This window comes from Paenibacillus sp. J22R3 (genome assembly GCF_056269305.1).
The window spans coordinates 318,096-335,886 of sequence record NZ_JBWDNS010000003.1; the positions used below are offsets into that span (position 1 = coordinate 318,096).

At 50.3% G+C, this 17,791-nt stretch carries 17 protein-coding genes, 7 tRNA genes and 1 riboswitch; of the genes, 5 read left to right on the plus strand and 19 right to left on the minus strand.

What is annotated here, in order from left to right:
- Positions 1-155: 155 nt before the first annotated feature.
- The 5 genes from AC0YN4_RS16225 to AC0YN4_RS16245 form a co-directional block, all read right to left on the minus strand.
- The gene (locus AC0YN4_RS16225) at positions 156-3,527 is read right to left on the minus strand and encodes a GH36-type glycosyl hydrolase domain-containing protein (RefSeq protein ID WP_475836178.1); all 3,372 of its coding nucleotides are present in this window, start codon (positions 3,525-3,527) and stop codon (positions 156-158) included.
- 160 nt (positions 3,528-3,687) lie between these two features.
- Positions 3,688-4,341 (minus strand): HAD family hydrolase, encoded by a 654-nt coding sequence (locus AC0YN4_RS16230; protein ID WP_475836179.1) that lies wholly within the window; start codon positions 4,339-4,341, stop codon positions 3,688-3,690.
- A gap of 124 nt (positions 4,342-4,465) precedes the next feature.
- Positions 4,466-4,547, minus strand: a tRNA-Leu gene (locus AC0YN4_RS16235).
- Between the two features lie 39 nt (positions 4,548-4,586).
- A tRNA-Lys gene (locus AC0YN4_RS16240) sits at positions 4,587-4,659 on the minus strand.
- 5 nt (positions 4,660-4,664) lie between these two features.
- Positions 4,665-4,739 (minus strand) — tRNA-Glu (locus AC0YN4_RS16245).
- A gap of 269 nt (positions 4,740-5,008) precedes the next feature.
- Between AC0YN4_RS16245 and AC0YN4_RS16250 the strand changes: the two genes are divergently transcribed.
- Positions 5,009-6,055 carry an LLM class flavin-dependent oxidoreductase gene (locus AC0YN4_RS16250; RefSeq protein WP_475782468.1) on the plus strand — a complete coding sequence of 349 codons (1,047 nt, stop codon included), beginning with the start codon at positions 5,009-5,011 and terminating at the stop codon, positions 6,053-6,055.
- Positions 6,056-6,108: 53 nt separating this feature from the next.
- Here AC0YN4_RS16250 and AC0YN4_RS16255 read toward each other — a convergent pair whose 3' ends face one another.
- From AC0YN4_RS16255 to AC0YN4_RS16280, 6 genes are all read right to left on the minus strand, one after another.
- Positions 6,109-6,456: a DUF952 domain-containing protein gene (locus tag AC0YN4_RS16255; RefSeq protein WP_475836180.1), complete on the minus strand. Its 348-nt coding sequence runs from the start codon at positions 6,454-6,456 to the stop codon at positions 6,109-6,111.
- 72 nt (positions 6,457-6,528) lie between these two features.
- Positions 6,529-6,610: transfer RNA gene (locus AC0YN4_RS16260), tRNA-Leu, on the minus strand.
- A gap of 36 nt (positions 6,611-6,646) precedes the next feature.
- Positions 6,647-6,721: transfer RNA gene (locus AC0YN4_RS16265), tRNA-Glu, on the minus strand.
- 80 nt (positions 6,722-6,801) lie between these two features.
- Positions 6,802-6,892 (minus strand) — tRNA-Ser (locus AC0YN4_RS16270).
- A gap of 8 nt (positions 6,893-6,900) precedes the next feature.
- Positions 6,901-6,976, minus strand: a tRNA-Asn gene (locus AC0YN4_RS16275).
- Positions 6,977-7,004: 28 nt separating this feature from the next.
- A complete protein-coding gene (locus AC0YN4_RS16280) occupies positions 7,005-7,484 on the minus strand; it encodes a SprT family protein (RefSeq protein ID WP_475782140.1) in 480 nt (159 codons plus the stop codon).
- 126 nt (positions 7,485-7,610) lie between these two features.
- Here AC0YN4_RS16280 and AC0YN4_RS16285 point away from each other — a divergent pair, with 126 nt between their 5' ends.
- Positions 7,611-7,964 (plus strand): hydrolase/acyltransferase, encoded by a 354-nt coding sequence (locus AC0YN4_RS16285; RefSeq protein WP_090984641.1) that lies wholly within the window; start codon positions 7,611-7,613, stop codon positions 7,962-7,964.
- A 123-nt stretch (positions 7,965-8,087) separates the two neighbouring features.
- A complete protein-coding gene (gene cmpA / locus AC0YN4_RS16290; protein ID WP_090984639.1) occupies positions 8,088-8,222 on the plus strand; it encodes a cortex morphogenetic protein CmpA in 135 nt (44 codons plus the stop codon).
- Between the two features lie 101 nt (positions 8,223-8,323).
- On the opposite strand, the gene AC0YN4_RS16295 is transcribed toward cmpA, so the two are convergent.
- From AC0YN4_RS16295 to uptA, 4 genes are all read right to left on the minus strand, one after another.
- Positions 8,324-10,567: a Tex family protein gene (locus AC0YN4_RS16295; RefSeq protein ID WP_475782469.1), complete on the minus strand. Its 2,244-nt coding sequence runs from the start codon at positions 10,565-10,567 to the stop codon at positions 8,324-8,326.
- Between the two features lie 70 nt (positions 10,568-10,637).
- Positions 10,638-11,273, minus strand: coding sequence for an MBL fold metallo-hydrolase (locus AC0YN4_RS16300; protein ID WP_475782141.1), 636 nt, complete (start codon positions 11,271-11,273; stop codon positions 10,638-10,640).
- Position 11,274: 1 nt separating this feature from the next.
- Entirely contained in the window at positions 11,275-11,841 is a 567-nt protein-coding gene (locus AC0YN4_RS16305) for a thioredoxin family protein (RefSeq protein ID WP_475782142.1), read from the minus strand.
- 87 nt (positions 11,842-11,928) lie between these two features.
- Positions 11,929-12,537, minus strand: a complete 609-nt coding sequence (uptA, locus tag AC0YN4_RS16310) for an undecaprenyl phosphate transporter UptA (RefSeq protein ID WP_475782143.1) — start codon at positions 12,535-12,537, stop codon at positions 11,929-11,931.
- A gap of 173 nt (positions 12,538-12,710) precedes the next feature.
- Here uptA and AC0YN4_RS16315 point away from each other — a divergent pair, with 173 nt between their 5' ends.
- A complete protein-coding gene (locus AC0YN4_RS16315; protein WP_475782144.1) occupies positions 12,711-13,157 on the plus strand; it encodes a cupredoxin domain-containing protein in 447 nt (148 codons plus the stop codon).
- Between the two features lie 103 nt (positions 13,158-13,260).
- Positions 13,261-13,572: a dehydrogenase gene (locus AC0YN4_RS16320; protein WP_090984627.1), complete on the plus strand. Its 312-nt coding sequence runs from the start codon at positions 13,261-13,263 to the stop codon at positions 13,570-13,572.
- A gap of 109 nt (positions 13,573-13,681) precedes the next feature.
- On the opposite strand, the gene AC0YN4_RS16325 is transcribed toward AC0YN4_RS16320, so the two are convergent.
- The 4 genes from AC0YN4_RS16325 to AC0YN4_RS16340 all read right to left on the minus strand — a co-directional run bounded on the left by AC0YN4_RS16325 (position 13,682) and on the right by AC0YN4_RS16340 (position 17,551).
- On the minus strand, positions 13,682-14,044 hold the full coding sequence (locus tag AC0YN4_RS16325) for a hypothetical protein (protein ID WP_475782145.1): 363 nt from the start codon (positions 14,042-14,044) through the stop codon (positions 13,682-13,684).
- 94 nt (positions 14,045-14,138) lie between these two features.
- The gene (locus AC0YN4_RS16330) at positions 14,139-14,429 is read right to left on the minus strand and encodes a MazG nucleotide pyrophosphohydrolase domain-containing protein (protein ID WP_475836181.1); all 291 of its coding nucleotides are present in this window, start codon (positions 14,427-14,429) and stop codon (positions 14,139-14,141) included.
- Positions 14,430-14,589: 160 nt separating this feature from the next.
- On the minus strand, positions 14,590-16,686 hold the full coding sequence (locus tag AC0YN4_RS16335; protein ID WP_475836182.1) for an O-antigen ligase family protein: 2,097 nt from the start codon (positions 16,684-16,686) through the stop codon (positions 14,590-14,592).
- A gap of 151 nt (positions 16,687-16,837) precedes the next feature.
- A complete protein-coding gene (locus AC0YN4_RS16340; protein ID WP_475782148.1) occupies positions 16,838-17,551 on the minus strand; it encodes a PilZ domain-containing protein in 714 nt (237 codons plus the stop codon).
- A 129-nt stretch (positions 17,552-17,680) separates the two neighbouring features.
- Positions 17,681-17,784: riboswitch (cyclic di-GMP riboswitch) on the minus strand.
- Positions 17,785-17,791 lie beyond the last annotated feature (7 nt).

Sequence of the window (17,791 nt, forward strand, 5' to 3'; positions counted from 1 at the left end):
TATCTATTATGGTTGGTCTTCCACACTATTCCATATGAACTACCTTAATACCATATATATCACAAAATTTAGGATGTTGGTACTATTTTAATACAACTTGTCTCCAACCAGTATACAAAAAAGCGCATCGATACACTATCGATGCGCGTTGTGTGTTACATATAAATTTCGATTACATTCTGATCTGTTCGTAATCCGTTAAGAAGCGTCTCACGGTTAATCCGTACGCCGCCCTGACGGTAACGGTTCGCTGTCGGCTGCAATGAAGCCTCCACTCCGTTAAGGGTTACTCGGCGCTCAGCACTGCCGCCATCCAGATGATAGACGAAACGGATCGGCTGATCCAGCAAACGGAACTCAAACTGCAAACCGTTCAGATGTTTCGGCAGCACAGGGTCAATGACAAGATCGCCGCCTTCTTGGCGAATGCCCAGACAGTTTGAGATGAGCTGATTCATGTAGATTCCAGGGCCGCTGGAGTACACTCTCCATCCGCCCTTCACTTGAACCTTGCCTTGTCTTAACTCATCGAATCGCTCCTGTGCCTCATAACGGTCGCCAAATTTTCCGTCGGAGCTGCTGAAGTAGGCGTTGCTTTGACGAATGTCAGCATTTGGCACGACATCGCGCAAACCAACCGGATTAATCATCTGCAGCCCTTTCCATGCTTCATCTCTGAATCCAAGCTTGGCCATCGCTTCGACAAACCGGATATGCGCATGCACATATTGCAAGCCGATTTCCCGTCCGAAGTTGGACGCTTGCTCTGCACGCTTGAAGCGCGTGCTAACGCCTCCGTTATAGGCAGCCGGTTTGTTCATAAGGCGAACGCCATCCGGGAAATACAACTTTTCCTTAATGATGTCGTAATGAGCATAGGCTTGCTCTTTGGTGAGCAGCTGGCCGATCATACTTCTGGTCATCGGCAGCAGACGATACTGGATGCCTGTCTCGTTCTCATCCGGGTGAATCATCAGCTTCACCTGTTCCGGATTCTCCATGTATAAGAAGCCCGGAATTGTGCCGGTTGGCAGCATATATCGGTTGAAGTCGGCTTGAATGCCCGCAGCCAGTACACTAAGCTCATCTGACAAGTCCTTGTTGTAATCAGCAAGTGCAGCAGCTAACTGCTTCATTACTTGATAGGTCAAGGATACGGTCCAGCTGCTGACCAGATACTTCTTGAGCTGCGCGTTAGCCGGCTGCAGCGTATCGTCCCAATCACCGTCACCGTAGGAGGACAAATTCGTGCCATGCAGGAAATGCGCTTTAATATAATCGATTTCTTTGAGCACATGCCCGAGCAGCGAATCCGTCTGCTCCGTAAACGCAAACGTATGCCGATCCGTATACGGAATCTGTTCTTCCAGAATGCTGTAGTCTTTGGTGACATTCAAATAATCGCCGATGACCTTCAGCGGCCATACAATAATGTCTCCGTGGCTTTCCTCTGATTGCACCTTGATGTACTTGTCATACATAAACCACTGCGGCCAGTTGCCTGTATCCTCATATTGATGCGCGAATACAGTCTGCAGGATCGTACGAACAACATCATACTTCTGTGTGGCCATGAAATATTCAACCGGCCCCTGACAGACGTCACGCGAGCCCCAAGCAGCCCCGCCATATTGTTCAAGACCATGCGGTGTAGAGAAATGAACGAGCATGTTGTGGGTATACCACCAAGCGAGCGTGTTCACCTTCTCCAGCTCGTCAGATACGGCTCCATCTAAGGAAAGTTCAAAGCCATTCATCACTCTATAGTAGAAATCACGGTAACGAGCTGCTTCCTCTTCTGAATTGCGTGTAACAAAAGGCAGCTCTTCCCCGTTCAAAAGTCCCTGAATCGTTAAGCTCCAATTAGCGGCTGCTGCAACGCTTAACACAACTAATGAAGCATCGCCGGGCTGGACATGCTCCGCCAGCAGTCGTTCATCGCCGATGCTCATCGAAGCGCCTGCGAGCTTCATGCGGTAGCATAGATCCGGATAAACGGAGCGGCTATATGAACGATCATCCGCGCGGAATGTAACTACATCGCCTTCTTGCTCCATGCGGAAAGGCACTTCGTATTCGTTATTATCCATCGTTACCTGGTTCGTTACCAAATAACGATACGATTTGCCGTTTTCGGAAACGACCTGCAGCTGCACCTCCGGCGTATCCAGAGTCGTAAAGCTCGACACGACGATCTGATCCTCCGGCAATTTATAAACCCACTTGGCATAGTTGAATCCAATCTCGTAGGCGGATGGCAGTGCCAGCAGACGATAGCTTCCTTCGAGCTCGACATAGATGCGTTGACCGGATGTCTTCATCATATTGAGCGCGTTGCGCGCATTGGACATCATTTTGTTAAACGACGTGTTGCCTACTACAATATGCGAATTGAAGATACCATACATGAATGAGGTCGTTGCCAGAACCTGCTCGTTCATCCGATCGTTATTGCCTGTCATCATAATATGGCCATGCGGACGTTCTACGCGAAGCTCTTTGTCCTTAAGGACAACATGCTCGTGCGTAGGCGTAAAGAAGGACAACAATGTCTCTCCATCCCACTCTTCCTGTTGACGCGATGGGTAACGCTGCTCAATCTCGGCTTCGGTCAGTGATGCTGACTGAAGCGGCTGTCCGACAGTCGAATGAAGCGAAACCTTCTCTACCTCTTGAACAGCGTCCAGCGGCGACTGTGAATCTGCCCATGCCCAAGCTTCCGCAATCTCATCACCAAATTCAAGCGCAGCAACTGCATCGGCATGATTGTCCTCATATAGGCCATAGAATACGACGCGTGCTGAGCCATCCAGTTGTATCCGTTCCGATTGCAGTGCCGCATAAGCAAACTCATATTGGTAGACCTGGTTCGCTAATGATGCCTGCATAAGGCCTGCTGCCTCATTGGTTTCTTTGTACGACAATCCGAACAGCTGGAATCCATCTGTGGAGTAGCCGATTGCGCCTGTCAGCGCCCCCTGCTGCAAATACGGGAATTTCCCTTGCTGGGGTTGGTTCTGTCTGGAGCAAATGACGAAGCCTTTGCTCGTGTCTTCAAATACCGAATGACCGATATACTGCGATACATAAGCTTCATTAGATCGAACAGCGCCTCGATTGGCAATGCCGATATCTTGTCCATATACAACATCCGCTTGAATGCCGTCACCGGTTAAGGCAATATCCCAGAACCAGATGCCGCGATCCGATAACCGGAAAATGACCTTGTAGGAAACGCCCTTCGCAGAGCCCTCCCACACGGCAGCATGCTCGGAATACGCAAAGCGGCTTTGAGATTGGACGCCTAACAGCGGAAGAACTTCCGCAATCGTCCCATCTTCGGCGAATAGTCTTAGATACACATTGTTAAACGATCCGTCGATGGCATTGGAGAGTACTTGATTGATCAGTACATCCCCGTGAGAGGCCTGATACAAGTCTCCGCTGTTCAAAAAAGTAAACTGCAGGCCTCCCCCGCTTAATGAGATTCTGGAAAGGGATTTGCTCGTTTCGACTGAGTTGTTCACGTTAGTCCACTCTCATTTCCATTTTATTCGTTTGTTTTGGTGAAACGTATCACCAATTCTATAATACCATGTTCGGCACCATTCTCGCATGATGGAATTTACAAAAAAAGGGGAAGTGACGACGAAAAGTCACTTCCCCTTTGCCTGTTCTATTCGTTCTTCATTTATCCTCGTTCTCAAGCAGCTCATAAAATTGTGCCACACGATTAAACACGCCATCCGGTAATATATCATAAACCGAGCTTTGATACGTAGATAACCAACGTACGCCATACGTACGAAGCCCGGCTGCCTTACCGGCGAGAATGTCTGCATTACTATCCCCGACAAATATGGCACTCGATTTATCTACAGCCAATATGTGCAGCGCTTTATGTATACCCTCAGGGTCCGGTTTCGGTTTGTTGACGTCATCGCCTGTAATCGTGACATCAAAAAGTCGTTGTAATTGTAACGACTCGGATGAAATTTCAAACGCACGTCTGCTTTTCCCGGTGATGACGCCGATTTTCACACCTTGCTCCTTCAGAAAATGAAGTAAATCTACCAGTTCCTGTTCATTAGGAAAGTTATGATCATGACCCTTCTCATATAACGTGTAATAATCCTCAATAGCCTGTAAGACTGAAGCTTTATTTGTGAAGTTCTCACCTATAATGCCTTCCTCTGTCGGACCGAACATGGTAACAAGCTCATCGTTTGTAACCTCTCGATGATCATGCTGTTTAAACACGGTTCTAAAGGCACTAAACGATAATGGCAATGTGTCGGCGAGCGTTCCATCAAAATCAAATAAGACCGCTTGAATGGACATAACGAGAACTCCTCCTTGTTAGATAAAGGGAATCCTATCCATCATATCAGATTCAGATGATGCCTAAACGGCAAAAAACCTGAAGTCCCTTATGAATCAAGGAATTTCAGGTTTTTCTGAGGTATGCGGTCGGAGGGATTTGAACCCTCACGCCTTGTGAGCGCCACCCCCTCAAGATGGTGTGTCTGCCGTTCCACCACGACCGCGAAGTGATATGTGATTATCCATATCGAATGAGGTAAAAGTGAGCCATGTAGGACTCGAACCTACGACACCCTGATTAAAAGTCAGGTGCTCTACCAACTGAGCTAATGGCTCATAAATGGTGACCCGTAGGGGACTCGAACCCCTGTTACCTCCGTGAAAGGGAGGTGTCTTAACCACTTGACCAACGGGCCTAATCTTCATCGTTTTTCGACAAGCTTTTCAAACGACAAGTGTTATTATATCTAAACCATAAAGCAATAGCAAGCATTTTTTTCAATTCATTTCACAACTTATATTTTACATTTATACCCATAATAATACAGCGCTTCGCACATCGATACGTTCCCCTAAAAACCTACTAACTATTCCATATTAGCTTGTTTTTCTTCCGCAGATCTGAGTACACTAGTAGTAATAAAGGAGGAGAAACAAATTGACCACCACTAGCACTACTGCGAATATGGAAATCGGAATTAGCACTTTCTTAGAAGCAACCAATGATCTTACAACCGGTAAAGCCGTTAACCATGCGGAGAGATTGCGGCATGCGGTTGAAGAAATCGTTCTCGCCGATCAGGTAGGACTTGATGTCTATGGAGTCGGGGAGCATCATCGCTCGGATTATGCCGGCTCCGCGCCAGCTATTGTACTTGCTGCTGCAGCTGCTATGACGAAACGCATTCGACTCACAAGCGCGGTGACCGTTCTGTCCTCTGATGATCCGGTCCGTGTCTATCAATCCTTCTCAACCCTAGACGGCATTTCGAACGGGCGTGCGGAAATTATGGCCGGCCGTGGTTCGTTTATAGAGTCCTTCCCGCTCTTCGGTTATGATCTACACGATTATGATGAATTGTTTGAAGAGAAGCTGGAGCTGCTGCTCGCAATTCGCGACTCAGAGAAAGTAAGCTGGCGCGGCGGCCATCGGCCGGCCTTCCAAAATCTCGGCGTCTATCCACGCTCGGTCCAGCAACCGCTGCCGGTATGGATTGCGAGCGGCGGAAATCCGGAATCCGCGGTCAGAGCCGGTATGCTCGGACTGCCAATTGCGTTTGCGATTATCGGCGGCATGCCTGAGAGCTTCGCTCCATTAGTCAAACTCTACAAAGAAGCAGCAGCTCGCGCGGGTCATGATCCGGCAACCTTGCAAATCGCGACACATTCGCATGGCTTCGTCAGCGATACAACGGAACAAGCTGCTGATGCCTTCTTCCTCCCCACCCAAGCCCAAATGAACGTCATTGGGCGCGAGCGTGGTTGGACCCAGCCTTACAGCCGCGCCACTTTCGATGCAGCTCGCAGCCTGCGCGGCGCTCTCTATGTAGGCGATCCCGAATATGTCGCAGAGAAAATCATTCTACTGCGCAAGAACTTAGGCGTGACGCGTTTCTTCCTTCATGTGAACGTCGGCACAATGCCTCATCATGAAACACTTCGCGCTATTGAGCTGCTTGGCACCAAGGTAGCGCCAATCGTGCGCAAGGAACTTGCTCGACTGGAAGGATAAAAGAAGAGCGTGCCTCTTCTCGCAAGTGACTTCTGCGAGAATGAGCACGCTCTTTATTCTTCCATGATGCGATAAGGTTCTAATACGACCTCGCCATCTGCAATAGAATGCACATGGGATATAGTCGTGACGGCATCCAGATTCAAAGCTCCATACAGATGCGGGAATAGTTGGTTCATTTCATACAAGTCTTCACATATAAGCTCGGCTTCAGCTGCCGTTTCATCAATCTCAAGTAGAAGTAAATCATCAATATCTTGAAACAACATATTGGCCAGCAGATTAATTTGTTCCCGTGTGCAGCAGTGAATGAAGCCGTCAGATGCGATAGTCTCCGGTTCATATTTATTTAGTTCTCTAGCTGCAATCCATTCCTGCTTTTGTATAAAATGATAAATCATCTCGTACTCTCCTTCATATCATTATCTAAACAGAAGAAAAACCCTTGAATAATCAAGGGTTCATCTAGGGAATGCGGTCGGAGGGATTTGAACCCTCACGCCTTGTGAGCGCCACCCCCTCAAGATGGTGTGTCTGCCGTTCCACCACGACCGCGAAGTGATATGTAATTGTCCATATCGAGAATGAAGATGGTGACCCGTAGGGGACTCGAACCCCTGTTACCTCCGTGAAAGGGAGGTGTCTTAACCACTTGACCAACGGGCCTTTTGTTGCAGCTCCCTCTCGCTGCTAACGAGATCGGAGAATTGAATGTCCACTAAATAAGTGCGTTCATTCATAGGAAATGGCGGAGAGAGAGGGATTCGAACCCTCGCACCGCTTGCGCAGTCTAACCCCTTAGCAGAGGGTCCCCTTGAGCCACTTGGGTATCTCCCCAAAAGAAATGGCTCCCCGAACAGGACTCGAACCTGTGACAACTCGATTAACAGTCGAGTGCTCTACCAACTGAGCTATCAGGGAATAGTAATGAGTGACAAGAAATAATGTATCATGTCTGAGAATCGAAGTCAAGCCTATAAAGCAACAAAATCCCCCGGCATTTTCCGCATGCATAGCGGCGCGGATCGGTCTTTCTTTTGCGCAAATACTCGGTCCCGCAGCTGCGACAAACAAGCTTAAATCGATAGGGTTCCTGCTTGCGTTTTACCCCTTCAGGCAGAGATTTGCAGAATCGCGTCCCGCCTACTTTGGCGAGCAGCTGCTTGAAATCCGCATCCCGGTGCTGGTATCCCCGCTTCAATATATGCAAATGATAATGGCATAGCTCATGCTTGATGATTTTCTCGGTTTCCTCTTCCCCATAATTGGCCAGTTGATGAGGGCTGATCTCGATATTGTGCGACTTCGTAAAATAGCGCCCTCCCGTAGACTTCAATCTTCCGTTGAAGGTTGCCTGGTGCCTGAAAGGAATTCCGAAATCGTGCAGAGAAACCCGTTCGACCCATTCTTGTAGCTGATTATCCTGCATTTGATGTACTCCCTTGAATTTGTAACCTCAATATACTTGAATTTTAAAGGATGAATACGCTACACTGTCAAGTAGTAAAGATCAATATCAGCTATGATGATTGGTTTATAGAGGGGAGAAGCTATCATGCCAGAAATGCGTTATATCATAATGAAAAACGGACAAGATGTTTCGTTCGTAGAAATGCCTGCCTCACATGCGTATCAATTAAGCGCGCTTAATTTGCGCCTGCATAAAGAAATCGACAAGCTGACCGCTTCCGAAGTGCCGGTACTGCCGTACGCGATTGCAGAATGCGCTGATGCAGAGCTTCATGACAAATCCATCGTCATCCATTCCGGGCTTGATTACATGAATCAGCTGGAGAAAGACTTCTCGTCCGTTGAAGAGAAATCCTATCCGCTGATCTCGCTGCTCACTGAAATTCGCGCTTTGCAGGCACAATTAGAGCAGTGGTACGAGGAAGAACTCGACATTTAAGCTTCCGCTTCGCCTGTTTTTGCAAAATCTTGAACATTCGCGCTAGTTGGACCTGCACGGACATTCGCCCACTTCCATACACTTATTAGTACAACAAGTGATGTCTGGAAGGAGGGCGAAGCTATGCCGCAATGGCTGTGCAATCAACTGATGCGCGCTTTTCTGAAGAAAGACCACAGGCAAATTCGTCTATTGAACGATTGCTGGTATTTCTACCGTACGAGTCAACGGCCTGATGAAGATTCTGCAAGCTTGTAAGCGATTTGTAGAAAAAGGGTGCTATCTCTTTGCAGTGACGCTTGTGTCGTGACTGCTCGAAGATAACACCCTTTTTGCCGTACCGTGAAGTGGAGTGCTGATTAATCCGGTTTGCGCATCGTCAGACTGACTCTGCCCTTCTTAAGATCGACGCTAAGCACCCAGACCGTAACGGTATCCCCGACGGAGACAACATCCATGGGATGTTTCACGAATTTGTTGCTCAGCTGCGAAATATGGACGAGCCCGTCATTCTTAATGCCGATATCAACGAACGCACCGAAATCGATAACATTGCGGACCGTACCGTGAAGCTCCATACCCGGCGCCAGATCCTCAATGCTAAGCACATCCGTATGGAAAATCGGAGCAGGAAGCTCTTCACGCGGATCTCTGCCCGGGCGCAGCAAGCTGTCCACGATATCTCTCAGCGTCGGAACGCCAACGCCAAGTGTTAGAGCGACTTCTTCCGTGTTAATCGCGGAGATGGCCGCTTTAAACGTCTCTGTTCCTAACTGATTCAGCTTCAAGCCTATCGTTGTACAAAGCTTATCGACGACGGCATACGATTCCGGATGAATCGGCGTACGATCAAGCGGGTTGGGGCTCTCCGGAATTCGAATAAAGCCGATACACTGCTCGTAGGTTTTGGCCCCGAGTCTTGGCACGCTCTGCAGTGTCTTGCGATCGCTGAACTTACCTTTCTCTTCGCGGTACTTCACGATGTTCTTCGCCGTTGTCGCATTGATCCCAGCTACGTAGGATAGCAGCGATGGAGATGCCGTATTCACATCAACGCCGACGTGGTTAACCGCAGACTCCACGACGCCGCCAAGCGTCTCTTCCAACCGCTTCTGGCTGACATCATGCTGGTACTGGCCAACACCGATCGCTTTGGGCTCGATCTTCACAAGCTCAGCCAGCGGATCCTGCAAACGACGCGCAATCGAAACCGCGCTACGCTCGGCAACATCCAGCTTCGGGAATTCCTCTGCAGCTAGCTTGGACGCCGAGTAGACACTCGCTCCTGCTTCATTGACGATAATATATTTAAGTGCATCTGCTCCGGGGAGCTTCGCTTTCTTGCGTTTGCCTATGAGCTCCGCAATGAATTGCTCCGTTTCCCGTGAAGCCGTACCATTGCCGATTACAATTAGCTCGACATTATATTGGTCGATTAGCCCGCCAATAAGCTTCTCAGCCTCGACTACTTTATTGTGAGGCGCCGTCGGATAGGATACCGCGACTTCAAGCAGCTTGCCCGTTTCATCAATGACAGCGAGCTTACAGCCTGTCCGGAAGGCCGGGTCAACGCCAAGCACGACATTGCCGCGAACCGGCGGTTGAAGCAGCAGATTGCGTAGGTTTGTCGAGAAGATGCTGATGGCATGCTCTTCCGCTTTCTCCGTCAATTCGCCGCGCACTTCACGCTCGATGGAAGGAGCGATTAATCGCTTATAGGCATCCTCTATCGTTTGCAGCAGGATCGTACGGATAGATGGCGCTGTCTGCGGACGAATCGTTTGGCGATCGATATAGTCATGAATTTTATCCGACTGTAGATCTAAGGTAACCCGAAGCACTTCTTCACGTTCTGCGCGGTTGATGGCAAGCGTACGATGCGGCGGCAGCTTCTTCAGCGGCTCTTGATACGCATAATACATCTCGTACACCGTCTCCTGCTTGGCATCCTTTGCTTCGGTGCGCATGATACCTTGATCGAACGTATAACGGCGCACCCATGTGCGAATCTTCGCATCATCAGCAAACTGCTCGGCAATGATGTCCATTGCGCCTTGAAGCGCGTCTTCGGCTGTTGGAACGCCTTTTCCTTCGTCTATGTAACGTGCAGCCTCGCGTGCAGGATCCGCTTGACGCGGCTGTGACAGCAGCCACTGCGCCAGCGGCTCCAAGCCGCGCTCCTTCGCTACGCTCGCACGGGTTTTTCTCTTCTGGCGGTAGGGGCGGTACAGATCTTCGATCTCCTGCAGCTTCACTGAAGCAATAATGGAGCCCCGAAGCTCTTCCGTCAGCTTGCCCTGCTCCTCGATCAGTCGAATGACTTCACGCTTGCGGCTCTCCAGGTTACGCATGTATTGAAGCTTCTCTTCGATGCCACGCAGCTCATTCTCATCCAGCTCGCCTGTCATTTCCTTGCGATATCTCGCAATAAATGGAATCGTATTGCCCTCATCAAGCAGCGATACCGCTGATTTCACCTTACCAAGCGGCAAGTTCAGCTCCGCGGAGACACGTTTGACGATACGCTCCTGTTCGGCTGCTTTCTCTTCAGGGGACAAATCAATCTTACCAGTGGTGCCTCCCTCAAGTTCTTCATCCTTCAACTTCTGTTTCGTTTCAGCCACGCTTCAATTCCTCCATCAAGTAACGGAATAGAACCCTTAAGGCCAGCTGTTAAGCCGGCACAAAAGGGTTGTTTGCCATTTCATAACCAATTGTCGTCTGCGGACCATGTCCCGGATATACCCGAACTGCAGGGTCCAGCTTGTATAATTTCAAACGAATAGAATCGTACAAATCGCGTTCCTTACCGCCCGGCAAGTCGCTGCGACCGACGGACTGCTTGAAGAGAACATCGCCGCTAATCAGATGCTCGCCGCACAGCAGGCTGACACTGCCCGGAGAATGTCCCGGCGTGTGCAGGATGCTGAAGGCATGTCCGATCAGCACCAGCTTCTGCCCTTCGGACAGCCCAAATTCAGCAGGCTCCGTGGTGAGGGGCTCCGTCACATCCGCCCAGCGGGCAGAGCCATTCTTCTTGGCATCCGTCAGCCAATCGGCTTCGGCATCATGGAGATAAACCGGGCAGCTGAATGCACGGCGCAGCTCGTCAACACCTGCCATATGGTCAAAATGCGCATGCGTCAGGACAATTGCTTCAATAATAAGCCCGCGCTCGCGGATTCGCTCTATGAGTCGCTTTGGTCCCATGCCGGGATCAATGACGAAAGCGCGCTTACCGGTTTCCTCGGTGAGAAGGTAACAGTTCGTTTGCAGAGGACCCAGTGTAAATGTCTCAATCTTGAACATATTAGACCGAAGCTAGCAGCGTGCGCAGCTCTTTAATGATGTCTTGCTGATACGCCGTACCTTCACCATATCGGCGGCCCACTTCTTGACGCGCGAGGGCGATGTTCGCTTGGTAATCGGCAGCTTCACGGTCCGGGTTCGCCAGTTTGAAAGCTGTCATCGGCTCCTGCACATAGGCAGAACGAGGGCCCCATTGGCCAAGCACATGGCCGCCGGTGTCTGCAAGAATGACGATCGGAATTCCGCGTCCGCCCATGGTCAGAAACTCATCCATTGTTTCCAAATGCTCTTCCATAACGAGGACGTCTATCGGCATGCCTGTCAGTTCCATCGCTTTGAAAATAACCGGTACATTGCGAACAACATCGCCGCACCACTCAGCCATTAGGATCAAGCAGCGCAGATCGTCGCGGTTGTTGATCGATTCGAAGAACTCGCGATCATCCTCGCTCGCCCATTCAAAGCGGGTTCCCCAATCCTGAAACGCTTCTTTATTCTTGGTCATGGAGTCTAGAAATTGCTGAGGACTAATGCCTTTATTTAACTTGCTTGCTACATTCTTGGCCATGAGAAAATGCCTCCTCTTGGAATCTAATTCCTAAACTATATTGTATCAAATGTTTCTGCCTGCGCACAAACCACGATCCGACTCGTCCTAAATAGACTTGCCTTTACGTTTCATCACTTTAAACAGTACATACACGATCAGCAGAGCAAGCGCAATGAGGATCGCTGGCTGTACGTACGGTGCCGCTTTCTCATCGATATTGTGCCAATTCGCCCCTAGCGAGCGGCCCAAGTACACGAAGAGAATGGCCCATGGAATGGAAGCCAATGCAGTGAGCACCGTAAACCTCATGAAGGACATCCGCGCCATCCCCGCAGGAATGGAAATTACCTGACGCATAACCGGAACAAAACGTGCCGTAAATACGATGCCTGACCCATAACGAAGAAACCACTGTTCGGCGATGTCGATATGCTTCGGTTTGATTTTGATAAATTTGCCGTACTTCTCGAAGAATGGTCGGCCCGCATAGCGTCCGATTGCATAGAGGATCCATTGCTGTGCTACCGCGCCTATAGTACCGAATATGACCGCACCGAGAAAAGAAATCTTTCCTTCGTGCACCAAGTAACCTGCATAGCCCAGAACAATTTCACTCGGGATAACTTCGATCATGAGGCCGATGAGAATTCCAAAATACCCCAAACTCTCAATCCATTGCAGCAATGAATCAACTATTTCATGAAACCAGGCCACTCTGTCAACTCCTATCATTCCCTATATTGAGGCTTATCGAATTCCAGCCGGAATCGAAGCTTCTCTTCCAGTATTCTAGCATACTTCCCTACCTCGCCTCCACCGCAGGCATTCATGGCCGAGCTTTCGCATAGACTAGCTGTACCTTTTGTAGGAAAGCCGGGTGAGCGAACATGTCGAATATTTTTGTAGTCAGCAGAAAACAGCTCTGGTTATTCACCCTATTGGTTCTCATCATCGTCATTGCAGCCGCGAGTCTAAGATGGAACCATTCCAGAACGGCAAGCGCCTTGCAGCAGAAGTCGCGCGTCTATCAGCTTGTAACCGGAGAGTTCAAAACCAAAACAGATGACGGTAAGGAGCTGGAGGTGTACCGATTCGATCCCGGCACCCTCGTCGTGAATAAAGGCGAGCATGTCGAGCTGCGCATTACGGGCATTAACGGGAAATCGCATCCTTTTGTCATCCAGGAGCTTGGCGTTAAAGGAGAAGTGAATAAGGGGCAAACGACGGTGGTTCATTTCACGGCCGATCAGCGCGGGACCTATCCGATTATATGTCTGACACATACATCGCTAACGAACGGCGGGCCAATGGTGGGGTATATTGTGGTGCAGTAGGACTGGGGAAAATGCCGCTGGCTGCGGGCAGAAACGGACTTTCTGGACTGTGACCAGGATGTGCATTTGTGCATATATAGGGGGTAGAGAGGAGTCGGTTACGATGAAACCTTCCACCCAAAAGCACACCTCGGAGTACCCTTCTGCACGCAAAATCAGACGCGCTTGCGAGAACGAGCTTTACCGCACCGTGAAACGGCTTGGCGTGTACATCCCCAAGGACAAGATGGAGCTCGCCGAGAAGCTCTATGTCCAAAAGGTTTTTCTCCATTCGCAGTGGATTCATGAGCATGCCAGCAACCGAAAGCTGCTGTCCGATTGGTTTGACGAGAATGTCAGCGCCGATATCGCCGCGTTATGGGAAGTGGAACAGCCTAAGCTATGTAAGGCATTCCGCGATGCCTTCGGAGGATGATGGGGGCAAGCCCTGAAACATAAAACAGCAGCACAGCTCTCTCTGAAGAGCCGTGCTGCTGTTGTCGTTAATGAGAGTTTTGCAGGCAGGTTGGATGGATAAATCCGGCTTAGCCAATGATGGCATAGGTTTGAACACCGGAAGGAATGGTACGTGTACGAAACAGAACACCGTTCGAATTAAAGGTGCGGATCGTATAAGTCACGTTCGTTAATGTGGTGATGTTGTTAAAGCGAACAACGCCGAACGAGTCGAAGAAAGCAGTGGCGACGACTTGGTTGTTCCGGAACAAACGAGCGAAGAAGCCGGTTGTAAGGAAAGGAACGCCGTTCTGAGCGACCCAAACAACAGAGAGTCGACTGAACGTAGGTCCTGTCAACGTGGTTTCATTTAACGTTTTGGGCACAGATGTGCGGATGACTTTGCCGGAGCTTGGCATATTATATTTCGGTCTTACGCGTGATATTGCCATAAGCATCACTCCTTTCGGGGGTTGCTTACAGCTTATGCCGAGCCTGACGAGGAAGAGTGGACAATCCTCACGGGTGATGAGCCTGTTTTGTAGATTAAGCCCACGTGCGCGTGTTATTAATCTGCATCTTCTCCTTGAAGGCTTGCTCCATATCGATACCCAGCATATTCGCCAAATCGAAGATATTCCAAACCACATCATACATCTCGTGGCCCAGGTTCGCTTTACGTTCCGCATCCGGATGGAAGGAGACGGACAGCACTTCTTTAGCCAGCTCGCCGACTTCGGTCATTAAATACAACATCCTCTGCTCGATGGAGCTCTGGTCGAACCCTTGGAGCGCGCTCCATTCTTTTACATACTGTTGAAATTCGGCTGTATTCATATTCTATGTTCCTTTCTACATATGGGATTGTGCACGATGAAGATTAGTAAGGAGCAAGATGGAAAATAGTAATGAGCAAGGCGCAAAATAGTAATAAGCAAGACACAAAATAGTAATAAGCAAGACGCAAAATAGTAATAAGCAAGACGATAGAGATCGCTTAGCTCGCCGCCGGGCCGAGCTGCTTGAGCAGCAGGCGGCTTTGATCCGCCGCTGCCTGGGACGCTGCCGTGACGGCAAACTTGCGGCCGTTCACGCCGGGGTTGTTCTTCTGCGCCTCATACGCTTCGAAGAAGGTAACGGCCGTCTGCGCGGCCAGCCTTGCATCCGCGAGGCGCGAAGCAGCTCGCATGCCATCCGCGAGCTGCGCCATCGTGACGACCGCGTCCGTCTGCTTCTCGCGGTCGTAACGATCATAGTGCAAGGCGAGGCGCCAATACGCCGCCGCGCCGTGCACATCGCTCTGCTCGGCTGCAGCTGCGCCGAGCGCCCACAAGAGCGGCACGGACTGCGGCTCATAACGCAGTCCGGCCGCCAGCAGCACCGCCCGTTCCGGCGGCGGTGCCAAAGCTGCAAGCTCGAGTCGAATCCGCGTCCAATACGGATTCAACTCGAGCGCCGCGCGAAGCGCGGCTGTTTGCGCAGCAGCACTGCGAGCGGCTGACACAGCCGCCTCGCGGTACTGCACGGCACGGTCGAACCGAACGCTGAGCACAGCAGCGGCGGTTAGACCTACCGCGGCCGCGACAAGCAGCGCGGTCCGCAGCGATCGCAGCAGCGGCGCCGCAAGCATGGCGCGCCTTCCTTCCGCCATGCTCTCACCGGAGTAGTAGACTACCAAGCTGAGCAGCAAGAGCCAATAATACCCGAAGGACATATCGAAATCCACTGCCGCATGCAGTAGCAGCACACTAATAGGCAGCAGGCCGATCCGATTCGATTGCCACACTTGCCGCAGCAGGAAGAACAGGACCATGGCACAAACCAACAGCCCGACAATGCCAAGATCGAGCGCAATTTCGATGTAACCGCTATGTACTTCATTTCCTACATAAGGGGCTGTCTGTACTTGTGTAAACAGCATGCGCCACGTATCGCCGCCTCGTCCGAAGAACAGTGCTTCTTTCATGAGCAGCCACGCATCCTGATAGAATAACCCCCGTGCGCCGGCCGTCTGGTACCCGCCGCTCAACCGTCCTTGAATGACCGCCGGAAGCAGCATGATCATGCCAAGTAAACCTACAAGCCAGCATCCCCATGCGATCCGGCTAAGCAGCTGCTCTCTTCCTCTTGCCAGCGTCCACTGCAAACCTATAAATCCGGCAAGCGCAGCCACGCAGATAATCAGCAATAGCACGGTTTCTTGTGAAGTCGCACCATGCAGCGCAAACTGGGCATCCACGCCCGCAGCTGTACTTGCATTACCGCTTCGCAAACCTGCTTGAACGACAGCCCGATACGCAGCCCCTCCGCCAATCAAAGCCCAGCCGCTATAGATAAGCCATGCTATGCGCTCTTTACCTCGAAGCATCAGAAGTCCGCCGAACCATACAAACGCGGTTACAAGCCACGCTCCCCTTGATTCGGTCAGGAGCAGTGCCAGGACAGCCGGCACTACCGCTGCCGCAGCCCCTATGAACGATAATGCAGCAGCCCTAGATCGAATTAGCAAGAGCAAGTAGAACAGGAGATACGCTCCTGCAACAGCGCCTAGGAAATTTGGATATTGCATGAACCCGGACAAGCGCGCTCCAACAGCGGACAGCCTTACATCACCGGTAGTCATGATGATCTCAGGGAACGTGATCCATCCCATCCAACCCGCAATCGCACCAGCGATTACGAAAGCGCCTGAACTTTGAATCGCTGCAGAAAGCCATCTCAAACGCTGCTGCCGCACAGCCGTGTCGGAGCTGGTACAGAACCAGCTGTACAATGTAATGGCAAAAGCCGCATTGGCCATCCATCGCAATGCCTCCTCGAGGCTGCCAAGCGTGGATGCCGGTCGATGAAACAGGGCAATCCCGTATAACATCGCCATCGCAAGCAGGCCGTAGATTGATAAAGGCACGTGCTGGCTGAACCGTCTGTCCTCTTTCCGAGAATGAACAATCGAACCCGCACCAATGACGAGTATACATACGACCATGATGATCCATTCCCACCGATAAAAGATCGTATCAAAGAACATCCCGTTGCGATAAGCCGAACAAGCCAGTATAATTGCCACGGCTAGCGCAGCCAGTCCACTTCGCATAACCACTTCCCCTTTTGCTCAAACCCCATCTGATTTACGTTATTTTTCCAATTGTACCATAATTGACGGTCCGACTATAAAAAAGAAGACGCTGCCGGATCACCATCATCCGTTCAAACGCCTTCTTATATATGCAACGCTGAAATCGCGTTTATCTGCCCTTCTTAGCCGTTAATTTCTCCTGCTTAAGCTTGAAATAGGCTTCAATTTGCATACGCAGCAAATAAGCTCGAAGCGCCCGCTGCTGCTGCTCATCTAACTCTTGAAAGCGAGCTCCGTAAAACTTCCATTCATTTCCATTATCCTTACGGATAATTTCAACCTTACAATCCAGTTTAAAGCCCAGTGATAAGCTCACTTCGAGAGTATCACCTTGCGCAAGCGTCGGTGGGCTCATCAAGGAAAACCCTATACCGGTGTCGCTTATATTTCTAAGCTCTATATCGAAGCTGTCTGTAGCTTCAATCGTCATTTTATTCCCTTTGGAGCCTTCAACCTCTTGCGAATACGTACGCGATATCGTGCCTCTTGCCTCAATATCAATTCGCGGCGATTCCCGTTTCTCATCAAGTCCCGTTAGCGAGCGAGCTGGGAAAATAACCGCAATAGAACCTTCCGCCTTCGCAATAATCGTCGATTGCAGCCGGTGAATGCCGACCGGTGAATAGACGGTTAAACTAACCGGTTCACCGAGCTCGAAGTTCTTGAATTCCGTCAGTTCGATTTCCATCATTTCGCCTTCTGCATGGGCAAGCACCCCTGTGGCAACATAACCTTCTTTCTCGACCATCGTACGGCTGTGGAGCAGTGCTTTCATGGTAAAGGTAGGTTTACTTGATCCGATTCGTTCATTTAAGCCTGACATTTACTTTTCCCCCTTCACATATGAAGAAACGCTCCCGCAACGACAGTACGGCGCTATAAAACAGAAAAAGCGCTTCCTCATGTAATACTGGAGCCGCTTCCGGAACCGCGAGATATCTCGGGTGTTCATTTCGGCAGTCAGGCTGTCATTTGTTCGCTTACATAATGAAGAGCGGACATTTAGACCCTTTAACTTTGCGTCCTTACCTTTCGATAAGTTTGCCAGTATCGATGATATGCA